The organism is Roseofilum reptotaenium CS-1145 (genome assembly GCF_028330985.1).
GTDB classification, from domain to species: Bacteria; Cyanobacteriota; Cyanobacteriia; order Cyanobacteriales; family Desertifilaceae; genus Roseofilum; species Roseofilum reptotaenium.
Map to the genome: position 1 here is coordinate 42,889 of NZ_JAQMUE010000083.1, position 17,249 is coordinate 60,137.

Here is a 17,249-nt window from a genome sequence, read left to right on the forward strand (position 1 = left end):
TCAGAAACTCACCCCTATTATATTTAGTATTATATCTAGCTCTCCCTATTCCCCATTCCCTAATGAATCAAGCGAAATAGTTGCTCCTGATATTCAATTTCTCCGACCACGCGACGCATGGGTTGGGGCCAAACCCGGAGTAGGGTGGGAGTCGCTAAGACCTGATCTTGTTCGGCGAGATCGGGATGTTTGAGAATATCAATCACTTTTAGGGTGTAGGGTTGAGAAAGACTTTGTTCTAAAAACAAATGAACTTTGTGTAACAGTCGCTCTGTTGTGTTGTGATTTCCAGAGACAAATAAGCGAAAAATATAGCCGTGGGGATTAAATTCTTCTAGGGATAAGTCCGGTTGCATCTCTTCTATAGAGCGATGTTGGACTCGCACCACCCAATCATGATCTTCCCAGAGTTGGGGAAATTGCTCGTAATAGGAGGCGATCGCGATCGGATCGCACAGCTCAGTATCACAAGATACTCGTTTCCACTCAACCTCTAAGCCAAATAGGGCATTTAACAGCGGTGCATAATCAAACACCAGGGGGTAAGCTTCAGCCACACAATGGATTTGCTGAGTGTAGGGATCAATCCATCGATCTAGGGTTGCCGTATAACAGGGGACTAAAAAATGGGGGGGGGCACAGAGATCCAAAAGGGTTTGTAATTTAGCACACAGATCGATATGCCATCGATTCCGTTTACTTGGATCGATACAGTAAACAATATCCCCCCCAGGAGTGAACAGGGCGATCGCTTTGAATGACTCAGAACCCATCATTCCCTTGGTCTAAATTAAATCCGACCTCGGAGGAATTGAGCCATTTCATTTGGCGTTGGCGATTTCTCTAGGGCTGTTTCTTCCGTGATCCGACCTTCTTGATAGAGATTATACAGAGCCTTATTCATCGTCGTCATCCCTTCAAACTCTGACCGAAGCATGATTTGGGTAATGGCCTCCAAGTCATTTTTGATCACATACTCCTTCACCGCATCTGTAGCAATCATGATGTCATGGAATGCTGCCCGCTTACCATCCGTTGTTTTACATAGACCTTGAGCAACAATACAGACTAAAGATTCCGCCAAGGACACTCGCAGAGCGGGCTGTTCTGCCGGGGGAAACATCCCCATGATCCGCTCAATGGTTTTTACCGCACTATTGGTGTGCAGGGTTCCCATAACCAAGTGACCGGTAGAGGCAGCTTTGAGAGCAATTCCCATCGTTTCCTTATCCCGAATCTCTCCCACTAGCATCAAATCGGGGTCTTCCCGCAGAGCCGCTTTCAGGGCATTTTTAAATTCGCGGGTATGGCGGCCAACTTCCCGGTGTTTCACCAAAGCTTTTTGACTCACATGGACAAATTCCACCGGGTCTTCAATCGTAATAATATGGTGGGCCATGTTCCGATTGATATAGTCAATCATCGCCGCCATGGTGGTCGATTTCCCAGAACCCGTGGGCCCTGTCACCAGAATCAGCCCCTTGTGATAGTGACAGATATCCTTGAACACTTCTGGAGATTTCAACTGTTCCATCGTCAAAATATTCGATGGAATCAAGCGCAACACCATAGCTGGCCCGGCTAAGGAATCAAAGACATTAATCCGAATTCGCACAAAGCCAAAATCAAACGCACCGTCAAAATCGAGGTGGTCTTGGAATTGACGAATTTCTTCATCCGTCATACATTCTCGCAACCAGCTCATGAAGGTATTCAGGTCAGTTTTGGGATATTCCAAACTGGTAATATCACCCCGTTTCCGAAAACGGGGAATCTCATTGACCCCTACATGGATATCGGAGACCCCTTCTTCATCGGCTCGTTTAACAATTTCTTGGAGGGTGGGATTACCGGGACTCGGCCCTGCTTTGGCCGCTGACCGCTTGGCGGCTTTGGGCACTGCTCCTGGAGGGGGAGCTGCCTTCGCCTTCGCCTTCGCTGCCTGCGGATTCATGGGCATGGTTCTGGCCGGCATTTGTTGGGTGGCTCCATCCGCACTAGCGGCTGCACGCGGAGGAGGAGCTGGGGGACGAGGGGGAGGAGAGGGGGGTTTTTTCTGGGGAGATTGGGTCATAGCTAAGTCCTGTACAATACATCAGTATAGAAAAAGCATCAAGCTTCGGGCATCGGCGATCGATGCATCAAAAGGTTAAGCTGTAAGATGGCATCCAAGGGGTTCTGGACCGAAGAACGGTTGGACTTATTGTACTCTTTATTTTCAGGTTTACTGTCTCCTGGATTAGCCCAAGAGAGAGCAAGCAATTTGTATTGTACTTATTGTACTCCCCTTTTTCTGTTTTATTTGTATAAAGTATGTCTAAAGTTTGGCGAATTGGGATTATTATGGGCACTCGCCCAGAGGCGATTAAGTTAGCGCCTGCGATCGCACAGTTTAGAGCGGCTCCAGAGTTTGAAACTGAAGTGATTTTAACGGGTCAACATCAAGAGATGGTCGCCCAAGTGATGGAGTTATTTGGGCTAACGGCTGACCATAATTTGCAGATTATGCAGCCGAAACAGACACTTACGGATATTACGTGTCGCAGTTTGCAGGGTTTAGAAGCTCTGTTTATGGAGTTGGGGTTAGATTTGGTCATTGTACAGGGAGATACGACCACGGCATTTTCAGCGACGTTAGCGGCATTTTACCAGAAAATCCCAGTTGCCCATGTGGAGGCTGGATTACGGACGGATCAGCTTTGGAATCCCTATCCAGAAGAGGCGAATCGACGCTTGATTTCCCAGTTGGCCCATTTACATTTTGCCCCGACGGAGTTGGCAGTGGAGAATTTACAGCGCTCTGGAGTGGTGGGAGAGATTCATCAAACGGGAAATACAGTGATTGATGCGCTCTTGAAGGTGGCTGAATCTCAGAGTGGGTGTGAGATTGGGGGGTTAGACTGGTCTAAATATCGGGTGTTATTGGCGACGGTGCATCGGCGGGAAAATTGGGGCAGTCCGTTAGAGGCGATCGCCGATGGATTCCGACAAATCTTAGCCGAATTCCCGGATACCGCCCTAGTTTTGCCCTTACACCGTAATCCCACAGTGCGCGAACCCTTACAGCGAATCCTCGGCAACCACGATCGCATCTTTTTAACGGAACCCTTAGATTATGCCCAGTTAGTGGGGGCGATCGCCGCTTGTCATTTTGTGTTAACCGACTCTGGAGGACTTCAGGAAGAAGCCCCCTCGTTAGGCAAACCCGTATTAGTGCTACGGGAGACCACAGAACGTCCAGAGGCGATCGCCGCTGGCACTGCTCGCTTAGTCGGTACAGAGTCTCGCTCTATCTTGAATGCTGCCTCTGAACTGCTCTCTCAAACCGACCTCTATCAGCGCATGGCAACCGCTATTAACCCCTTTGGAGATGGTCACGCTTCCGAACGCATCTTAGAACAAGTCAGAAGATTCCTGAACGCTTAGAAAACGGGATTTTGCTGTAACAACTCTCTCACCGCCTCCTGTGTCAAGGGTTTCGCAAACAGATACCCTTGTCCATAATCACACCCCAATTCCGTCAACTTCTGTTGCTGTTCCACTGTTTCCACCCCCTCAGCCACCACATGCATCGACAAACTATGGCCCAAATTCACAATCGATTTCACCAACTCCCAATCTTTTTCCACCTCAGAATTTAAGGGAATAAACGACTGATCGATTTTCAGGGTATCAATAGGAAACAACTGGAGGCGACTTAAACTCGAATGTCCCGTGCCAAAATCATCAATACAAAGATTGACCCCTAACTCTTGCAGTTGGCATAATTGCTTCACCACAGAGTCCAAATTTTCCATCATTAACCCTTCCGTAATTTCCACTTGGAAATAATTGGGGGGTAATTGATGTCGCTGCAAAGATTGCATAATAATATCGACCAAGCCCGCTTGAGAAAACTGGCGACCGGCCACATTCACATTCACATAGAAGGGATCGAATAACAAGCCATCGATTTCCCACTGCTTAATTTGTCTACAAGCCTCATCAATCACCCATTCTCCTATGGTCACAATCAAACCCGTTACTTCCGCTAAAGGAATAAACCGACCCGGACTAACCACTTGATTTTCCTGGGTTTTCCACCGAATTAACGATTCAAATCCACTAATTTTTCCGGTATGTAAAGAAATAATCGGTTGATAGTACAGACAAAACTCCTGTCGTTCGATCGCCCGACGCAAATCCATTTCTAGCTGAAACTGACATTCATCGACCGATCGCATGGTACTATCAAACAATTGATGATGATTTTTACCCTTGCGTTTGGCATGATGAATCGCCGTATCTGCATCTTTGAGTAAACGTTCGGCATTCTCATAAACCAATCCGGTAGATGCATGATGGGATAAAACAATGCCTATACTAGCACTGAGAAACACTTCATGACCTTGCACCCAAAACGGCTCATGGGCGAGTGCTTCTTCCATACAATCTGCTAATTCCATAATTTCCTCATAATTCTGGATTTCTGGAATCAGAACGGCAAAATCATCCCCATTCAATCGAGATACAATTCCGCAATTAGCCACATAGGTTTCTAATCGTCTCGCCACGCTAATTAAGAGTTGATCTCCTACAAAGTGACCTAAACTATCATTAATGATCTTAAAGCGATTGAGATCGATCATTAAAACCGTAAAAAAATGTCCTGTTTGTCCCCGTACTTGAGTTAAACACTCTTCAATTTTACCCACTAATGCTGAACGATTACACAGGCCAGTTAATGGGTCATGAAATGCATGGTACTCTAGTATATCTTGGGCTTTCTTGCGCTCCGTAATATCTTCAATTGTACCTTCAAAGTATAGTAAATGACCTTTGTTACTTCGCACGGCATGACAATTTTCCGAAATCCAGATTTGGCTCCCGTCAATACGATAAACTTGAGATTCAAATCCTAAGACTTCTCCCTTTTCCTCAATGAGGTTAATCAAGCGATCGCGCTGTTGTGAATCCACATACACTTGTTGTTGAATACTCTCAATGATTTGTATCAGATTTTCCGGTGAGGCATACCCTAAAATCTTGGCAAATGCAGGATTAACATTAATAAAGGCACCATCTAGAGTGGATTGAAAAATACCTTCAATGGCATTTTCAAAGATACTATGATATTTCTTCTCCGCTTTAATCAAGGCTTCTTCAGTCGCTTTAAATTCGGTAATATCAGTCCCTGTCCCCATTAACTGAATAGCTTGATTTTGCTCATTTCTTTGCACACTTCCGCGCAACAGAAACCAACGAATAGTCCCATTTTTATGGACGAGTCTTTGCGTAATTTCGTAGTGTTTAATTTCTCCATTAATAACTCGATGAATTTGTTGAACTAAGGTTCTTTTATCTTCGCTATAAATTCGTTTTGACCAGTCTTTTAACTCCGGCTGCTCATCTTCAGTCTGATACCCTAATAACTGTTGCAAACTAGCATCTAATTTAAAGGTGTTTTCGATAAAATCCCATTCCCAAATGCCCATTCTACCTGCTTGAGTTGCCAATTCATAGCGTTTTTGACTTTTTTGCAGAGCTTCTAAAATACTGTGACGCTCAGTAATATCTAAACTCACGGATTGAGTGCCAACAATATCCCCATGGGCATTGTGTATGGGTGTTTTAATGACATGAAAATAATGGGGGCGATCGCTAGGGGGAAAGCATTGAGAATCAATCCGATCTAACACCTTTCCTGTATCTTGAACCCATTGATCTTCACTCATAAATTTTTGGGCTAACTCTGGAGGGTAAACTTGGTCTAAGCGTTTATTAATAATCTCTGTTTCTTCATGACCCAGGGTTCTTAAAAAGGCTTGATTGACAAAGGTTAACTTTCCTTCGCAATCGACCCGATAGATAATTTGGGGTAAAATATCAGCTAAAGATTGATAGTAAACATGGCTTTCCCGGAGTAGCTCTTGAAGCAGAATATTATAGCTCGTGAGTCTATCTAAACTTTTGTCTAAGGAATTTTGGGTATTTTGAAGCTTGCCGATCAATGATTTATTTTGATCCTGGGTATGACCGATGAAAAGGGCAAGACTAAACATGAGGAACCCCGATAAACCCAATTCCAAAGGGGTATAGGGGAAAAAAAGGCGATCGCCAGGAATAAAATGATTATAGATAAGAACGAGATTCGCTACTATAGCACTCCCTAACCCTACTTTCAATCCTCCCCAGTAGGAGAGGAGCATCAGAGATAGTAGAATGGTAATTAAAGGATAAATCTGCTGTAAGCTGTTGACACCCTCTAAAGGTGCAAACACTAACCCAAACAAAAGTAGGCAACTCCATAAACCTAAGGCTGTTAGAGCTACCCTAATCTGATGGGGGTTGTATGGGTACGGTTTCACCTGAACCTCCTAGCTGAATTCAAAAAGCTGGAGTGAGTAGAAGATTAACTGCTTAAGTTGGATTGCCCATTTTCCAGGTGAAACTAGAGACTAGATTCGTGAGAATATGGGCTAAAATCGGAACCAGTAAGTTACCGGTGGCTAAAGCACTATATCCTAGGGCTAGTCCGACTAGGGTCGCCCAAATGACATACGGCCATTGATTGCTACCACTCAAGTGTAAAACACCAAAACAGAGGCTTGATAAGATCAAACCAGTAAAGTTCAATCCTAGGGCAGGGAGCATCACCCCTCGAAAGAGAAATTCTTCGCTTAAACCCGGCAGTAAGCCTAACCAGAGAATATCAGGATAGGTTAAGGGTTTGAGAACAAGACCGAGGTAAACATCGGCACTTTGGCGATAGGCTGGCCATACACTATAAACTAGGGCACTAGCAGCAGTAATCCCTAGACCAAGCAAGATACCGATCGCCAGTTTACCTAGTTCCCATTGAGCGCGAAGATGCACGATCGAACCGATCGCCAACCACAGTTTAGCGATAATCAGTAGAATAACGGCAGTCACTCCCATGGCAATCAGGATTTGCGATCGGGTCATGGGTTCCAAGTCTGGATTATGTTGGTCACTCACAGGCGTTTAGGTGAAGAAAGGTCAATTTTGGGGTCGCTTATCCCTTCCCCTATATAGCGCTTCGCGCTAGGCAAAAGCTTGCCTTGCTTAGGCTCTAAGCCTTTACGCTGTACTCCATAGAAGAGCGAATTGCTATAAAGGCAACAGGTTCGGCCCAAGAGATTCTAGGCTTACCCCAGACCGATGGGCGACTAAGACTCCAAGGGCTTCTAAATAAGAGTTTACTCGCACCACTGGGATTTTGAGTAGTTCTGGAGGCGATCGCATCTCGGTTGTATTCTCACTCACGGCAATGATGCAAGTCGAGGTTTGACTTAATTTTAAGATAGCACTCCCGCCACAGGCTGTTGCGGGAATCACCACTGCATCGACTTGATCGGCCCAAATATCGGTTGGTTGGGGGGAATAGGGAGCCAGGGGAGTCAGGAGTTGGGGGGCATGACTGAGTCCGACTAAAACACAGGGCAAAAAAGTATATCCAAGTTCCTCAGCCGCAGAACGGGGCGAGAGCTGAGGGTTGAGGGGGAGGGGTTGTAGGGCAGGAGCATGGGCACAGGGGATGCCCAAGGTGCGAACCACCAGATGGGAGATAATGGCTTCTAGGCCAGCAATGGGGTCTACACCTTGCCCTTGGCGATAATCGTGTAAGGCTTCACTGTCGGTATCGTCGGGAAACCTGGCAATGACGGCGATCGCCTCTGCTCCCTGTTCCTCTTTCAGTTTTTCCGCCGCTCTGAGTAAGCTATCCGGGTTGCCGAGGGTTCCCCAACTGGCATGACTTTCTCCCTGGGTTAACTGCACTTCTAAGGGGAGATCGGTAATGACATATCCAGTAATGTTTAATCCCAAGGTTGCCCGTGCTGCATCCGCTACTTGTAGATGACGAGTGCGCAACTCTGGCTCGATCGCCCGATCTAACAGTAAGCCAATGCGGTTACTGTTTACGGGGCGCAGTCCCCAGTCTTGGGCGGCAAACCGGTCTAGGGCATAGCCTTCCACATACAAGCCATTGGGGATATTCCAATAGAGAGATGCGCCATTCAGGACATTGGGATGGGAAATGAGGCGATCGCTGATGGAGGCGATCGCTTTAGCTACAGGTAGGGCATCTCCTGCATAGCCCCCGATGGCTGCACCAATGCCCGTCGGGATAATTAAAACAACCGTATAGGGACGATGATTCACGCCTCTTGGATCACCACCGCTTCTACCGTCGCCTTTTGCTGCTCTTCATCCACAGCAGTCACTGCCCAACGCAAAGGTTCCCCCCGCTTTTCGAGTTCTGCTTCAATGTCTTGATGCAGTTGGTTGGGCGTAGCTTGTAAATCAATTTCGGCTGTAATAAAGTGAGTCGTCATATCTTTATGGCGCTTCGCGCTGGTAATGGGTCATTGGTGTTGAGACTTTACTATTTCACAAATTGGAGGTCATAGACTTCATCCTCTTTCTCTGTCACCAATTTAATATCCGATTGAGGGTAAGCGGAACACAACAGAGCATATCCTTTCTCGCGCAACTCAGGACTCAACCCCATTGCATCATTCTCATCGCCATAGCGTACTGTTCCTTCTGTCAGTAATACAGCGCAGGTTTCGCAGACTCCAGCTAAACAAGACTGAGGGAGTTCGGGGCACTTTTCTTCTTCTTTTTTGTCAGAATTTTTGTCTTTTTCATAATATTCATTCGCCACTTCCAGAATTTTTCGATCTTCAGGAACTTCAATCGTATAGCTTGTTCCTTGGTGATTAATTTCAACAGTAAAGGTTTTCGTCATAGGAATTGCAGTAGAGAAAAATACAAGTGCGCTCCTTTCCAGAGCATCCTTGATTTTATCATCACTCAAGTCCCTTGTGGCGTTAATTTTCTTAATTCCCTATTGCCTATTGCCTATTGCCTAATTTCCCGGTGAGATAGACCGCAACGCCGTCTTGCCTCAGCTTTTGACCTGGGGTTACCAGGTGGGTACTGAAGTCCCCGCATTCGTTTCCGAGTACTGGCTCGGTTTACTGCTGCTAGGATCTCGGTTCAGTTCCCTTATTAAGTCAAGCATAGATCATAAAACGTTATTGGCAGTCACCAACGCCGCAGCCTATCTTGAGAGCTATTGTAAGCCAATTTTCAGGGGGCGGCTAGGGGAGATTAAAGATTCTTATAAGAGATATGCCGAAAACCCCGGTAATTCGTTCCGGGGATTCTGGCTGAGGGTAAGTTTTAACTTGCCCGTCTTACACCCAACTGGCTATAATGCCAACCCCAGGGTCATTAAATCCTTACCTATGGAGAAAGCCTTTAACTACCGATTTTACCCCACCCGCGAGCAAGAATCCCTCTTGCGGAGGACTTTGGGGTGCGTAAGATTAGTTTACAATAGAGCGCTCCACGAAAGGACTCAGGCTTGGTATGAACGACAAGAAAAAGTGAGCTATGGGCAAACCTCTTTCCTGCTAACCAGGTGGAAAAAACAAGAAGAATTAGATTTCTTGAATCAAGTCAGCAGCGTTCCCTTACAGCAAGGTTTAAGACACTTACATAGATAGATGGTTCCCTAGCTCTAAACGGTGTAGTAACTGTGGGTATATTGTGGAAAAAATGCCGTTAAATATTCGGCAATGGGATTGTCCGAAGTGCCAATCTCACCACGTTAGCGAAGCTTTCCGGAGGAATCGCGATATAAATGCAAGTAAGAACATTTTGGCCGCAGGACTTGCGGTGTCAGTCTGTGGAGCGAGTGTAAGACCGGAGCCTTTGTAAATCGGCGAAGGCAACTGCTATGAAGCAGAAACCTAAATTGTGAGGTTTAGGAATCCCCGTGTCTTTAGACCGGGGAGGATGTCAACCTGGATACCAAATCGATTCAATTTTTTCGGCGATCGCTACCAACGCCTCCCGTTCTGTGCTATCGGTACAGACGGTAACATGACCTAACTTGCGTCCCGGTCTCACTTCAGGTTTGCCATACCAATGGACATGACTCCCCGGAATTTGGGCTAATACCTCCCGTTTTTCTACATAGTCACTCTCTGAATCTTCATAGCCCAATAAGTTCACCATCACTGCTCCGGCAGACTTCAAACTCGGATCGCCCACGGGTAAATCTGCCACCGATCGCAAATGTTGGGCAAATTGGGACGTTTGGCAAGCATCTAAGCTAAAATGCCCCGAATTATGGGTACGAGGGGCAATTTCATTCACTAATACCTGGCGATCTGTTGTCAAGAAAAACTCAATGCCAAAAATTCCAATCACGTCTAACTCATTGAGCAATGTATGGGCAATTTCTTCAACTTTTTGTCGCACCTTTTCTTCGACTTGAGCCGGCACTAACACCCAGTGGCACACCTGATTCCTTTGTTTCGTTTCCACCACTGGATACACAACAACTTCCCCAGAGGAAAATCGAGCTGCCATCACTGCTAATTCTCGTTCAAAAGGTACAAATTCCTCTAATAAAACGGGGATATCAGCAAAGGTTTTTGTCGCTTGATGGAACTGATCCCAATCTTTTAAAATTAAAGTTCCCTGGCCATCATAACCCTGTCTTCTGGTTTTCAAAACCAAAGGAAAACGTAGATTTTCCGGAATCTGATGCCAATCTAAATTCTGAAACCAGGGAACCGGAAGCCCTAATTCTCGAAGAAAAGAGCGCTGATCGTACTTATCTAATAAGGGTTGGAGAGCTGACAAACTAGGACGAAAACAGACCCCTGACTTTTCTAGAGGAAAGAGAGCATCTAAATCAATAAACTCATTTTCAAACGTGATTGCCTCACAGCGCTGTGCTAACTGCTCTGTAGCGCCCGCATCGGCGATCGCCCCGAAAATAACATCTGAAGCTCTAGAGACGGCTGGATCGCTCGATTTAGGGGTTTGTACAATCAATTCAATCCCCAATGCTTGGGCTTCTAAAGCCATCATCCAGGCTAATTGTCCACCTCCGATCGCCCCCACACGAGTTTTCTGTCCCACTTTCATCTCTCTCTATCCGTTATTAGCCAGCCCATCATTATAGCGCTTTGTGCTTCAGTTTTTTTTTCGATTGCCTATTCCCTATTCCCTAATTGCACCCATTATGCATGGTATTTTAGTACAAGTTACGGTTACAGTGTTTTGGCCTATTGCGGACATAAATCCGCTGCCCGTCAAATACAAGGTTACATCCCCAAAGCCATGTACCATAACCCGATTCCCTATTTCCTATTCCCTAGCGTGAAGCACTCCACCTTGAGCTTATGTCCTCCCTAATCAAACCCCGTGATGTCCAAGTTGTTTACCTCGATCGCCAAACTACCCTATTGCGATCGCGCACTTGGGATCGTTTAAAATTTGAAGTCGAATATTCCCTACAAAAGGGAACAACGGCAAACTCATTCCTGATTCAAAGCGATAAGATAGCCCTGATCGATCCTCCTGGAGAATCCTTTACCGAGAACTATATCAAAGCACTTCAAGAGCGACTCGATCTGGCCTCCATTGATTATGCGATCGTTCAGCATTTCAATCCCAATCGAGGTGCAACATTAAAAGCACTCCTCAAACTTGCTCCTAAACTCACCTTAGTTTGCTCAAAAGCGGCTAAGTTAGCCCTGGATAAACTGTGGCAAGACGAGGATTTAGAGGTCAAGGTGCAACTGGTGAACCGATCGGATCTAGACCTAGATCTAGGACAAGGCCATCACCTTCAGTTTATCCCTACCCCTACCCCACGATGGCCCGATGGCATCTGCACCTATGACCCTGTATCACAAATCTTGTTTACCGATAAGTTTTTCGGTGCTCATGTCTGCGGAGATCAAGTGTTGGATGAAGGCTGGAAACTTTATAGTGAAGACCGACGCTATTATTATGACTGTATCCATGCCGCCCAACCTCGACAGGTGCTGACCGCCCTAGACCGGATCAAAGATAAACCCACTCGGTTTTATGCTCCTGGCCATGGCCCCTTGGTACGCTATGGAAAACAGGAGTTAACACAGCTCTATCGCAGTTGGAGCGAGAAGCAAAGCGGACAGGAGCTATCCGTAGCCCTAATCTATGCATCGGCTTATGGGAATACAGGAACATTAGCTCAGGCGATCGCCCGTGGAATTACGAAATCGAGTGTCGCGGTTGAGTTGATTGATTGTGAACTGGCCGATCCGGCTGAAATTCAGGCCCAGGTAGAAAAGTGTGATGGCTTTATTTTAGGTTCTCCAACTTTAGCGGGCCATCCCCCCACCCAAGTCCAAACCGCTTTGGGAATCGTCTTATCAACTGCGGCGAAAACGAAATTAGCGGGTGTATTTGGCTCCTTTGGTTGGAGTGGAGAGGCGATCGATATTTTAGAGAGTAAGTTACTCGATGCTGGATATAAGTTTGGCTTTGAGCCAATCCGGGTCAAGTTTGCTCCGACGGATGCTATTTTGCAGCAATGTAAGGAAGCTGGGATTGATTTTGCTCAACAGTTGAAGAGGGATCTCAAACGACGCACTCCCAGGCAGTCTGTCAATGTATCAAGTAGCGATCGCACGGCTCAAGCAGTCGGCCGGGTTGTTGGATCGCTGTGCGTGGTTTCGGCCCATCGAGGAGAGTTACATAGTGGAATGCTCGCCAGTTGGGTGTCTCAAGCGACATTTAATCCGCCAGGGTTAACCGTTGCAGTAGCCAAAGATCGGGCGATGGAGTCTTTAACCCATTCGGGCGATCGCTTTGTGCTGAATATCTTGCCCGAAAATAGTCCCTTAACTCGCCAATTTACACGCAAGTTTGCCCCTGGAGAAGACCGGTTTGTGGGCTTGGAAACGGAAACGGCATCAAATGGCGCTAAGATTCTCAAAGATGCTCTCGCTTATCTCGAATGTACGGTTGGCGATCGCATGGAATGCGGTGACCATTGGATGGTTTACGCCACCGTTCAGAGCGGTCAAGTCTTTGATAAAACTGGGGTAACCGCCGTTCACCATCGCAAAACTGGCAGTTATTATTAATTCCCGGTAGGAGTGGGTTGGAAATCCACTCCTACTAGCGGTAAGTTACAGCGCTTTGCTTTGTGGTAGGGGGATGGGGAGATCAGGGGAGCAAACAACAGATTGGGTGGAGCGTTTCGCTGTTCTCGCGATCGTTAAAAACAGTCGTTAATGTATCTGATATAGCAGAGAAAAGTGCTTTATATTTCCTCCGTTGTTGTACTTTAGCGCTATTAGGGTAGATCGGAGCGCTAAAGCACAACAGCAACAGGAGGTTTCTAATGCACTACATTAACTATCATGAGTCGCGATCGCCTCTCCTTGTCGCTTTATCGGCCTTGTGAGTCCGGGTTAATCGGTGCGATATACTCTCTATTGGCACGAACATAACAAATGTAAGTGTCTAAACGCTCACCAGTATTCCGAGTTTGGATATCAAGAAAACTGGCAGAAACCCTAAGCCAGGGATTACCATCGATCAACCTCATCGCATTGTCTTGGTTACTGCTAAAAACAGCATCTACCACTGAACCATACCTAAGGGTCACGACAACAGAAAACTGGTTATCACGACAATTTAAACCCTTTGGATCGGGATCGACTACCAACCATTGTTTCTGTTGATAAGTTCCTCGATTGCCAAGCACACGAGATGATTGAAAGTCACCATTATTGTCGAAAACTGGTACATCAGCCACTTGAGCCTCAGCAACAGTCGTCCCTGAACCGAAAAAGATAGGGAATGAGAGAAGGGATAGAATTAGGGTTCGCCACACTATATTTGTACTCCTTACGACAGTACCCCAAGTATTATTATCACTCACACCTTATGCTTCATGATCGTGGGTCAACAGATTGGGAATGTGGGTCAGGGGTGATGATTGATAATGGCGGGTCGAGGCAATTTTGAGTGCAGGTTACCCCCCTTAGTAATCGGTTTAATCAAGCCGTTTTTCTAGATATTGACCAATCATTTGTTCTTCTCCTGCACGGGAGATAATGGTTTGTCTCGTGCGATACTGCTGACCCACTAGTTTAATTTCTTCTTCAAATACCGACTGGTTGTATTCAGTGCGTAAGCACAAGGTGTGGGGATTAGGGAGATAATAGTCTGCTGTAACGGGTTTAGAGGTGGCAAAACCGCGATCGCGATATAACAAGTTTCCTAAAACTCCAATCACTGTTTCTCCCTTAGACTGCTTTTTCCCTGTAACAGACTCTTGAGCATCCCAACTCACTACAGAACCGAATGACAGTAGGGTCTCATCTTCCAACTGATGTAACCTAGCCAAATGCCGTAGGGGTTCACTTCCTTGGGGTAAATAGGTAATTTCAATAATACTGGAAATTTCTTGGGGGTCTCCATCCGGTAGCGTATAGTAGCGTCGCTGGGAAGACCAACGCCCTACTGTTTCTCGGAAAAACCGCTCAGTGTCTCGTTCCTGGGTTGTTTGTAGGGCAGTTGGGGCTAAGTTTACTTGGGATATCACTACGGTTGCTCCTTATGCGAGAGTCGGTTGACGCAATTTCAACCCATATTTGGGAACTTGTGTCAAGAATTTTAACTTTTCTTAATGTTATCCTAGGATTAGCGATCGCGCAACCTTGCTGAAACCGTACCTAAGCTGTAGCAGGGTTGTCGAAAGTTGTACCATAGGGGATTAGGACGCAAGAAACTCATATGAATCCATACGATCGCCTAGAATTATTGCTCTTGAGTGGTAAAGGGGGAGTGGGGAAAACAACACTCTCCTGTGGTTTTGCCCGGTATTGGGGTCAGCGGTTTCCCCAAGAGAAAGTGTTGCTGCTCTCAACAGATCCGGCTCACTCCCTAGGGGATGTGTTGCAATGTCCAGTTACCGGCGATCGCCTTTCTCTGCCAGATTTGCCCAATTTAGAAGTGCAAGCTCTCGATGCAGCAGCCTTATTACAAGAATTCAAACAGAGCTACGGTGAAGTCCTACAACTGCTTGTTGAACGAGGAAGTTTTGCAGCGGCCGAAGATTTAACCCCCGTCTGGGATTTAAGTTGGCCGGGACTCGATGAATTAATGGGAATCTTAGAAATTCAGCGCTTGTTGCGGGAGAAAGAAGTAGACCGGGTGGTGGTGGATATGGCTCCTAGTGGTCATGCGCTCAATCTGTTGGGATTAATGGATTTTCTCGATCAGTTTTTAGAAGCACTGGATTTATTCCAGGAAAAACATCGCGCTATCAGCCAAGCATTTACCGGCCGCTATCAAGGGGATCGAGGGGATGAGTTCTTACAAGAGATGAAGTCCGATCTGCAAACGGGACGGGCCTTATTACAAGATCAAGACCGCACCCGTTGCGTAGTCGTGGGAATTGCTGAAGCTATGAGTTTAGAGGAAACTCGGCGCTTTGTGACTTCTCTGCAAAAGTTGCAGATTCCCTTGGGAGGGGTTTGGGTGAATCGGTTGGTCGCGAGATCGGAAGATTTATCACCAGAGGATCGAGACCGCTATGCAGAGCAGCAACAGATTCTACCGCAATTTCAGAAACTTGCAGAAGGTTTACCCCTGTTGGGCATTACTCAGTATGCGAGTCCTCCGTTGGGAGGTGCAGCGTTAGATGGGGTCATTGCTCAGATGTCACCGGTAGAGGTGCAGGATGCAAGGATTACCTCGACTGAAGTGATTTGGCCCGATCGCATCCCACCGGGTTTACCTGATTTTATCGCTCAACAACGCCGTTTGATTATCATTGGTGGGAAAGGAGGAGTGGGTAAAACAACGGTGGGGGCGGCGATCGCCTGGGGAATGGCTCAAACCCATCCTGAAAGCCAAGTGCGGGCAATCTCGATCGATCCGGCTCACTCCTTGGGGGATGCATTTGGACAGCCTTTAGACCACGATCCCCAGGCGATCGATCTCCCCAACCTCACAGCCGCTGAAATCGATTCTCAAGTCCTGCTCAATCAGTTTCGCGAAGCCTATCTGTGGGAACTCGCGGAAATGATCAGTGGCGATTCCCCGACCCAAGAGAATTTACAATTACTCTATGGCCCAGAAGCTTGGCGTAAACTGGTCTCCCTCTCCTTTCCTGGGATTGATGAAATTTTAGCCCTCTTAGCAGTAATGGAACTCCTAGAGAATCAAGAGCAAGACTTAATTATCCTGGATACCGCTCCTACAGGGCATTTACTCAGATTTCTAGAAATGCCAACAGCTTTAGCAGACTGGTTAGCTTGGGTGTTCAAATTATGGATTAAATACCAAGATGTTCTCGGACGTACCGAGTTTATGGGAGAACTCCGTACCCTAAGAAAACGGGTAGTTGCAGCCCAGAAAAAACTCAAGGATGCTCGGCATACTGAGTTTATTGGTGTGGTTCAGAATCAACCAGCGATTTTAGCCGAGCATCATCGATTAAGTCAGTCTTTAAAGGATCTAGAGGTTTGTCAACCTTATGTAGTGTGGAATTATGCTTCTAATTGTCATGACCCGTTGGGTTGTAATAGCGAGCAAACTGTAATTCATCTTCCTCCCTTGCCTCGCTCTGTTCAACCTCTCCTGCGGATCCAAGGAGCTGCGCGGTTACTGTTTGAACCGTTTTCGAGCGAGGACTAGGAAAAAGCTGGGCTGAAGTTCAGGTTTTGATTGGTCTCTAACTGATGATTCGATACGCACTTGAGATTAACCCAAATCTTGTAACCTCCCTCTGAGCAAGTAATGCAGCTTTTGATGTTTTGTTCAGCCATGTCACAGGCATAACTATAGGCTTGTAGGCGATTCTCTTGGCTGTAAGAACGAACATAGGTATACATCTCGTTCTGGTAGGACATAGCGTCCTGAACACCATTGTTCCAGTATTTGAAGGGTTGCACCAATTGCTCTTGGATGATTGATGGTAGACTTACGGACATAATCAACTCCTACAAATTCCTTGCTTGTGTGTTCCTTGATATGAATGATCATAGGATGTGAATGTGAAAAACCTGTGAAACCAAGGCTTCACATCACTCTATAAAGAGTTTACATAAATTTACGCTCTTTAGGAAATCTTTATTTTCTCTGTTTTTTGTATATATGAATACAAAAAAAGCCCGAAATGATTAGGATTCCTGACTGGAAAGTTCACAAATTTAATTGAGGATTAATTTGGCCAATCAAGAGGGCAACCTGTAGTGAATAGGATTTGACTTTCAGATTACCATTGATTGTGCTTTGGGGGATAAGGGGTTTAACCCCTTCTTTTTCGGAGAGTGACAGAAGAGGAAATCCAATCCTTAAAAGCTTGCTACGAATGAGGGTGAAAAAGATGATAGTCACCCTGTAGCTCCGATTTAATTGAAAGTGAGTGTTTACAA

Annotated in this window: 14 protein-coding genes, 1 other RNA gene and 1 pseudogene; 4 read left to right on the forward strand and 12 right to left on the reverse strand. The window is 46.2% G+C overall.

Annotated features, from left to right (window positions below; genetic code table 11):
• Positions 1-59 precede the first annotated feature (59 nt).
• On the reverse strand, positions 60-776 hold the full coding sequence (locus PN466_RS18065; RefSeq protein WP_271941956.1) for a circadian clock KaiB family protein: 717 nt from the start codon (positions 774-776) through the stop codon (positions 60-62).
• 14 nt (positions 777-790) lie between these two features.
• Positions 791-2,074: a type IV pilus twitching motility protein PilT gene (locus tag PN466_RS18070; protein ID WP_271941958.1), complete on the reverse strand. Its 1,284-nt coding sequence runs from the start codon at positions 2,072-2,074 to the stop codon at positions 791-793.
• 239 nt (positions 2,075-2,313) lie between these two features.
• Here PN466_RS18070 and wecB point away from each other — a divergent pair, with 239 nt between their 5' ends.
• Positions 2,314-3,426, forward strand: coding sequence for a non-hydrolyzing UDP-N-acetylglucosamine 2-epimerase (gene wecB / locus PN466_RS18075; RefSeq protein WP_271941961.1), 1,113 nt, complete (start codon positions 2,314-2,316; stop codon positions 3,424-3,426).
• On the opposite strand, the gene PN466_RS18080 is transcribed toward wecB, so the two are convergent.
• The 6 genes from PN466_RS18080 to ssrS all read right to left on the reverse strand — a co-directional run bounded on the left by PN466_RS18080 (position 3,423) and on the right by ssrS (position 9,072).
• Positions 3,423-6,347: a sensor domain-containing protein gene (locus tag PN466_RS18080; RefSeq protein WP_271941964.1), complete on the reverse strand. Its 2,925-nt coding sequence runs from the start codon at positions 6,345-6,347 to the stop codon at positions 3,423-3,425. The genes wecB and PN466_RS18080 overlap by 4 nt on opposite strands.
• Positions 6,348-6,399: 52 nt before the next feature.
• The gene (locus PN466_RS18085) at positions 6,400-6,978 is read right to left on the reverse strand and encodes a CPBP family intramembrane glutamic endopeptidase (RefSeq protein WP_271941967.1); all 579 of its coding nucleotides are present in this window, start codon (positions 6,976-6,978) and stop codon (positions 6,400-6,402) included.
• A gap of 132 nt (positions 6,979-7,110) precedes the next feature.
• The gene (locus tag PN466_RS18090; protein ID WP_271941970.1) at positions 7,111-8,163 is read right to left on the reverse strand and encodes a DUF3326 domain-containing protein; all 1,053 of its coding nucleotides are present in this window, start codon (positions 8,161-8,163) and stop codon (positions 7,111-7,113) included.
• A complete protein-coding gene (locus PN466_RS18095; RefSeq protein WP_271941973.1) occupies positions 8,160-8,336 on the reverse strand; it encodes a hypothetical protein in 177 nt (58 codons plus the stop codon). The genes PN466_RS18090 and PN466_RS18095 overlap by 4 nt, the downstream gene beginning before the upstream one ends.
• Positions 8,337-8,386: 50 nt before the next feature.
• Positions 8,387-8,752: a 2Fe-2S iron-sulfur cluster-binding protein gene (locus PN466_RS18100; RefSeq protein WP_271941975.1), complete on the reverse strand. Its 366-nt coding sequence runs from the start codon at positions 8,750-8,752 to the stop codon at positions 8,387-8,389.
• Between the two features lie 134 nt (positions 8,753-8,886).
• A non-coding RNA gene (gene ssrS / locus PN466_RS18105) (6S RNA) lies at positions 8,887-9,072 on the reverse strand.
• Positions 9,073-9,254: 182 nt separating this feature from the next.
• Here ssrS and PN466_RS26455 point away from each other — a divergent pair.
• Positions 9,255-9,772: pseudogene (locus PN466_RS26455) on the forward strand (helix-turn-helix domain-containing protein).
• Positions 9,773-9,810: 38 nt separating this feature from the next.
• On the opposite strand, the gene PN466_RS18115 reads toward PN466_RS26455, so the two are convergent.
• Entirely contained in the window at positions 9,811-10,950 is a 1,140-nt protein-coding gene (locus PN466_RS18115; protein ID WP_271941978.1) for a 5-(carboxyamino)imidazole ribonucleotide synthase, read from the reverse strand.
• A gap of 257 nt (positions 10,951-11,207) precedes the next feature.
• Here PN466_RS18115 and PN466_RS18120 point away from each other — a divergent pair, with 257 nt between their 5' ends.
• The gene (locus PN466_RS18120; protein WP_271941980.1) at positions 11,208-12,941 is read left to right on the forward strand and encodes a diflavin flavoprotein; all 1,734 of its coding nucleotides are present in this window, start codon (positions 11,208-11,210) and stop codon (positions 12,939-12,941) included.
• 308 nt (positions 12,942-13,249) lie between these two features.
• Here PN466_RS18120 and PN466_RS18125 read toward each other — a convergent pair whose 3' ends face one another.
• Together PN466_RS18125 and PN466_RS18130 are read right to left on the reverse strand one after the other, a co-directional pair.
• Positions 13,250-13,696, reverse strand: coding sequence for a hypothetical protein (locus tag PN466_RS18125; protein ID WP_271941982.1), 447 nt, complete (start codon positions 13,694-13,696; stop codon positions 13,250-13,252).
• 162 nt (positions 13,697-13,858) lie between these two features.
• On the reverse strand, positions 13,859-14,410 hold the full coding sequence (locus PN466_RS18130) for a phycobiliprotein lyase (RefSeq protein WP_313898647.1): 552 nt from the start codon (positions 14,408-14,410) through the stop codon (positions 13,859-13,861).
• 191 nt (positions 14,411-14,601) lie between these two features.
• Between PN466_RS18130 and PN466_RS18135 the strand changes: the two genes are divergently transcribed.
• Positions 14,602-16,509: an ArsA family ATPase gene (locus PN466_RS18135; protein ID WP_271941985.1), complete on the forward strand. Its 1,908-nt coding sequence runs from the start codon at positions 14,602-14,604 to the stop codon at positions 16,507-16,509.
• On the opposite strand, the gene PN466_RS18140 is transcribed toward PN466_RS18135, so the two are convergent.
• The gene (locus PN466_RS18140) at positions 16,506-16,805 is read right to left on the reverse strand and encodes a hypothetical protein (protein WP_271941987.1); all 300 of its coding nucleotides are present in this window, start codon (positions 16,803-16,805) and stop codon (positions 16,506-16,508) included. The two genes, PN466_RS18135 and PN466_RS18140, sit on opposite strands and share 4 nt — an antisense overlap.
• Positions 16,806-17,249: the final 444 nt, after the last annotated feature.

Excerpts from the sequence above, each read along its gene's own strand:
- PN466_RS18065 (WP_271941956.1), bottom strand. The coding sequence starts at position 776 with ATGATGGGTTCTGAGTCATTCAAAGCGATCGCCCTGTTCACTCCTGGG.
- PN466_RS18070 (WP_271941958.1), bottom strand. The coding sequence starts at position 2,074 with ATGACCCAATCTCCCCAGAAAAAACCCCCCTCTCCTCCCCCTCGTCCC.
- wecB (WP_271941961.1), top strand. The coding sequence starts at position 2,314 with ATGTCTAAAGTTTGGCGAATTGGGATTATTATGGGCACTCGCCCAGAG.
- PN466_RS18095 (WP_271941973.1), bottom strand. The coding sequence starts at position 8,336 with ATGACGACTCACTTTATTACAGCCGAAATTGATTTACAAGCTACGCCC.
- PN466_RS18100 (WP_271941975.1), bottom strand. The coding sequence starts at position 8,752 with ATGACGAAAACCTTTACTGTTGAAATTAATCACCAAGGAACAAGCTAT.
- PN466_RS18115 (WP_271941978.1), bottom strand. The coding sequence starts at position 10,950 with ATGAAAGTGGGACAGAAAACTCGTGTGGGGGCGATCGGAGGTGGACAA.
- PN466_RS18120 (WP_271941980.1), top strand. The coding sequence starts at position 11,208 with ATGTCCTCCCTAATCAAACCCCGTGATGTCCAAGTTGTTTACCTCGAT.
- PN466_RS18135 (WP_271941985.1), top strand. The coding sequence starts at position 14,602 with ATGAATCCATACGATCGCCTAGAATTATTGCTCTTGAGTGGTAAAGGG.
- PN466_RS18140 (WP_271941987.1), bottom strand. The coding sequence starts at position 16,805 with ATGTCCGTAAGTCTACCATCAATCATCCAAGAGCAATTGGTGCAACCC.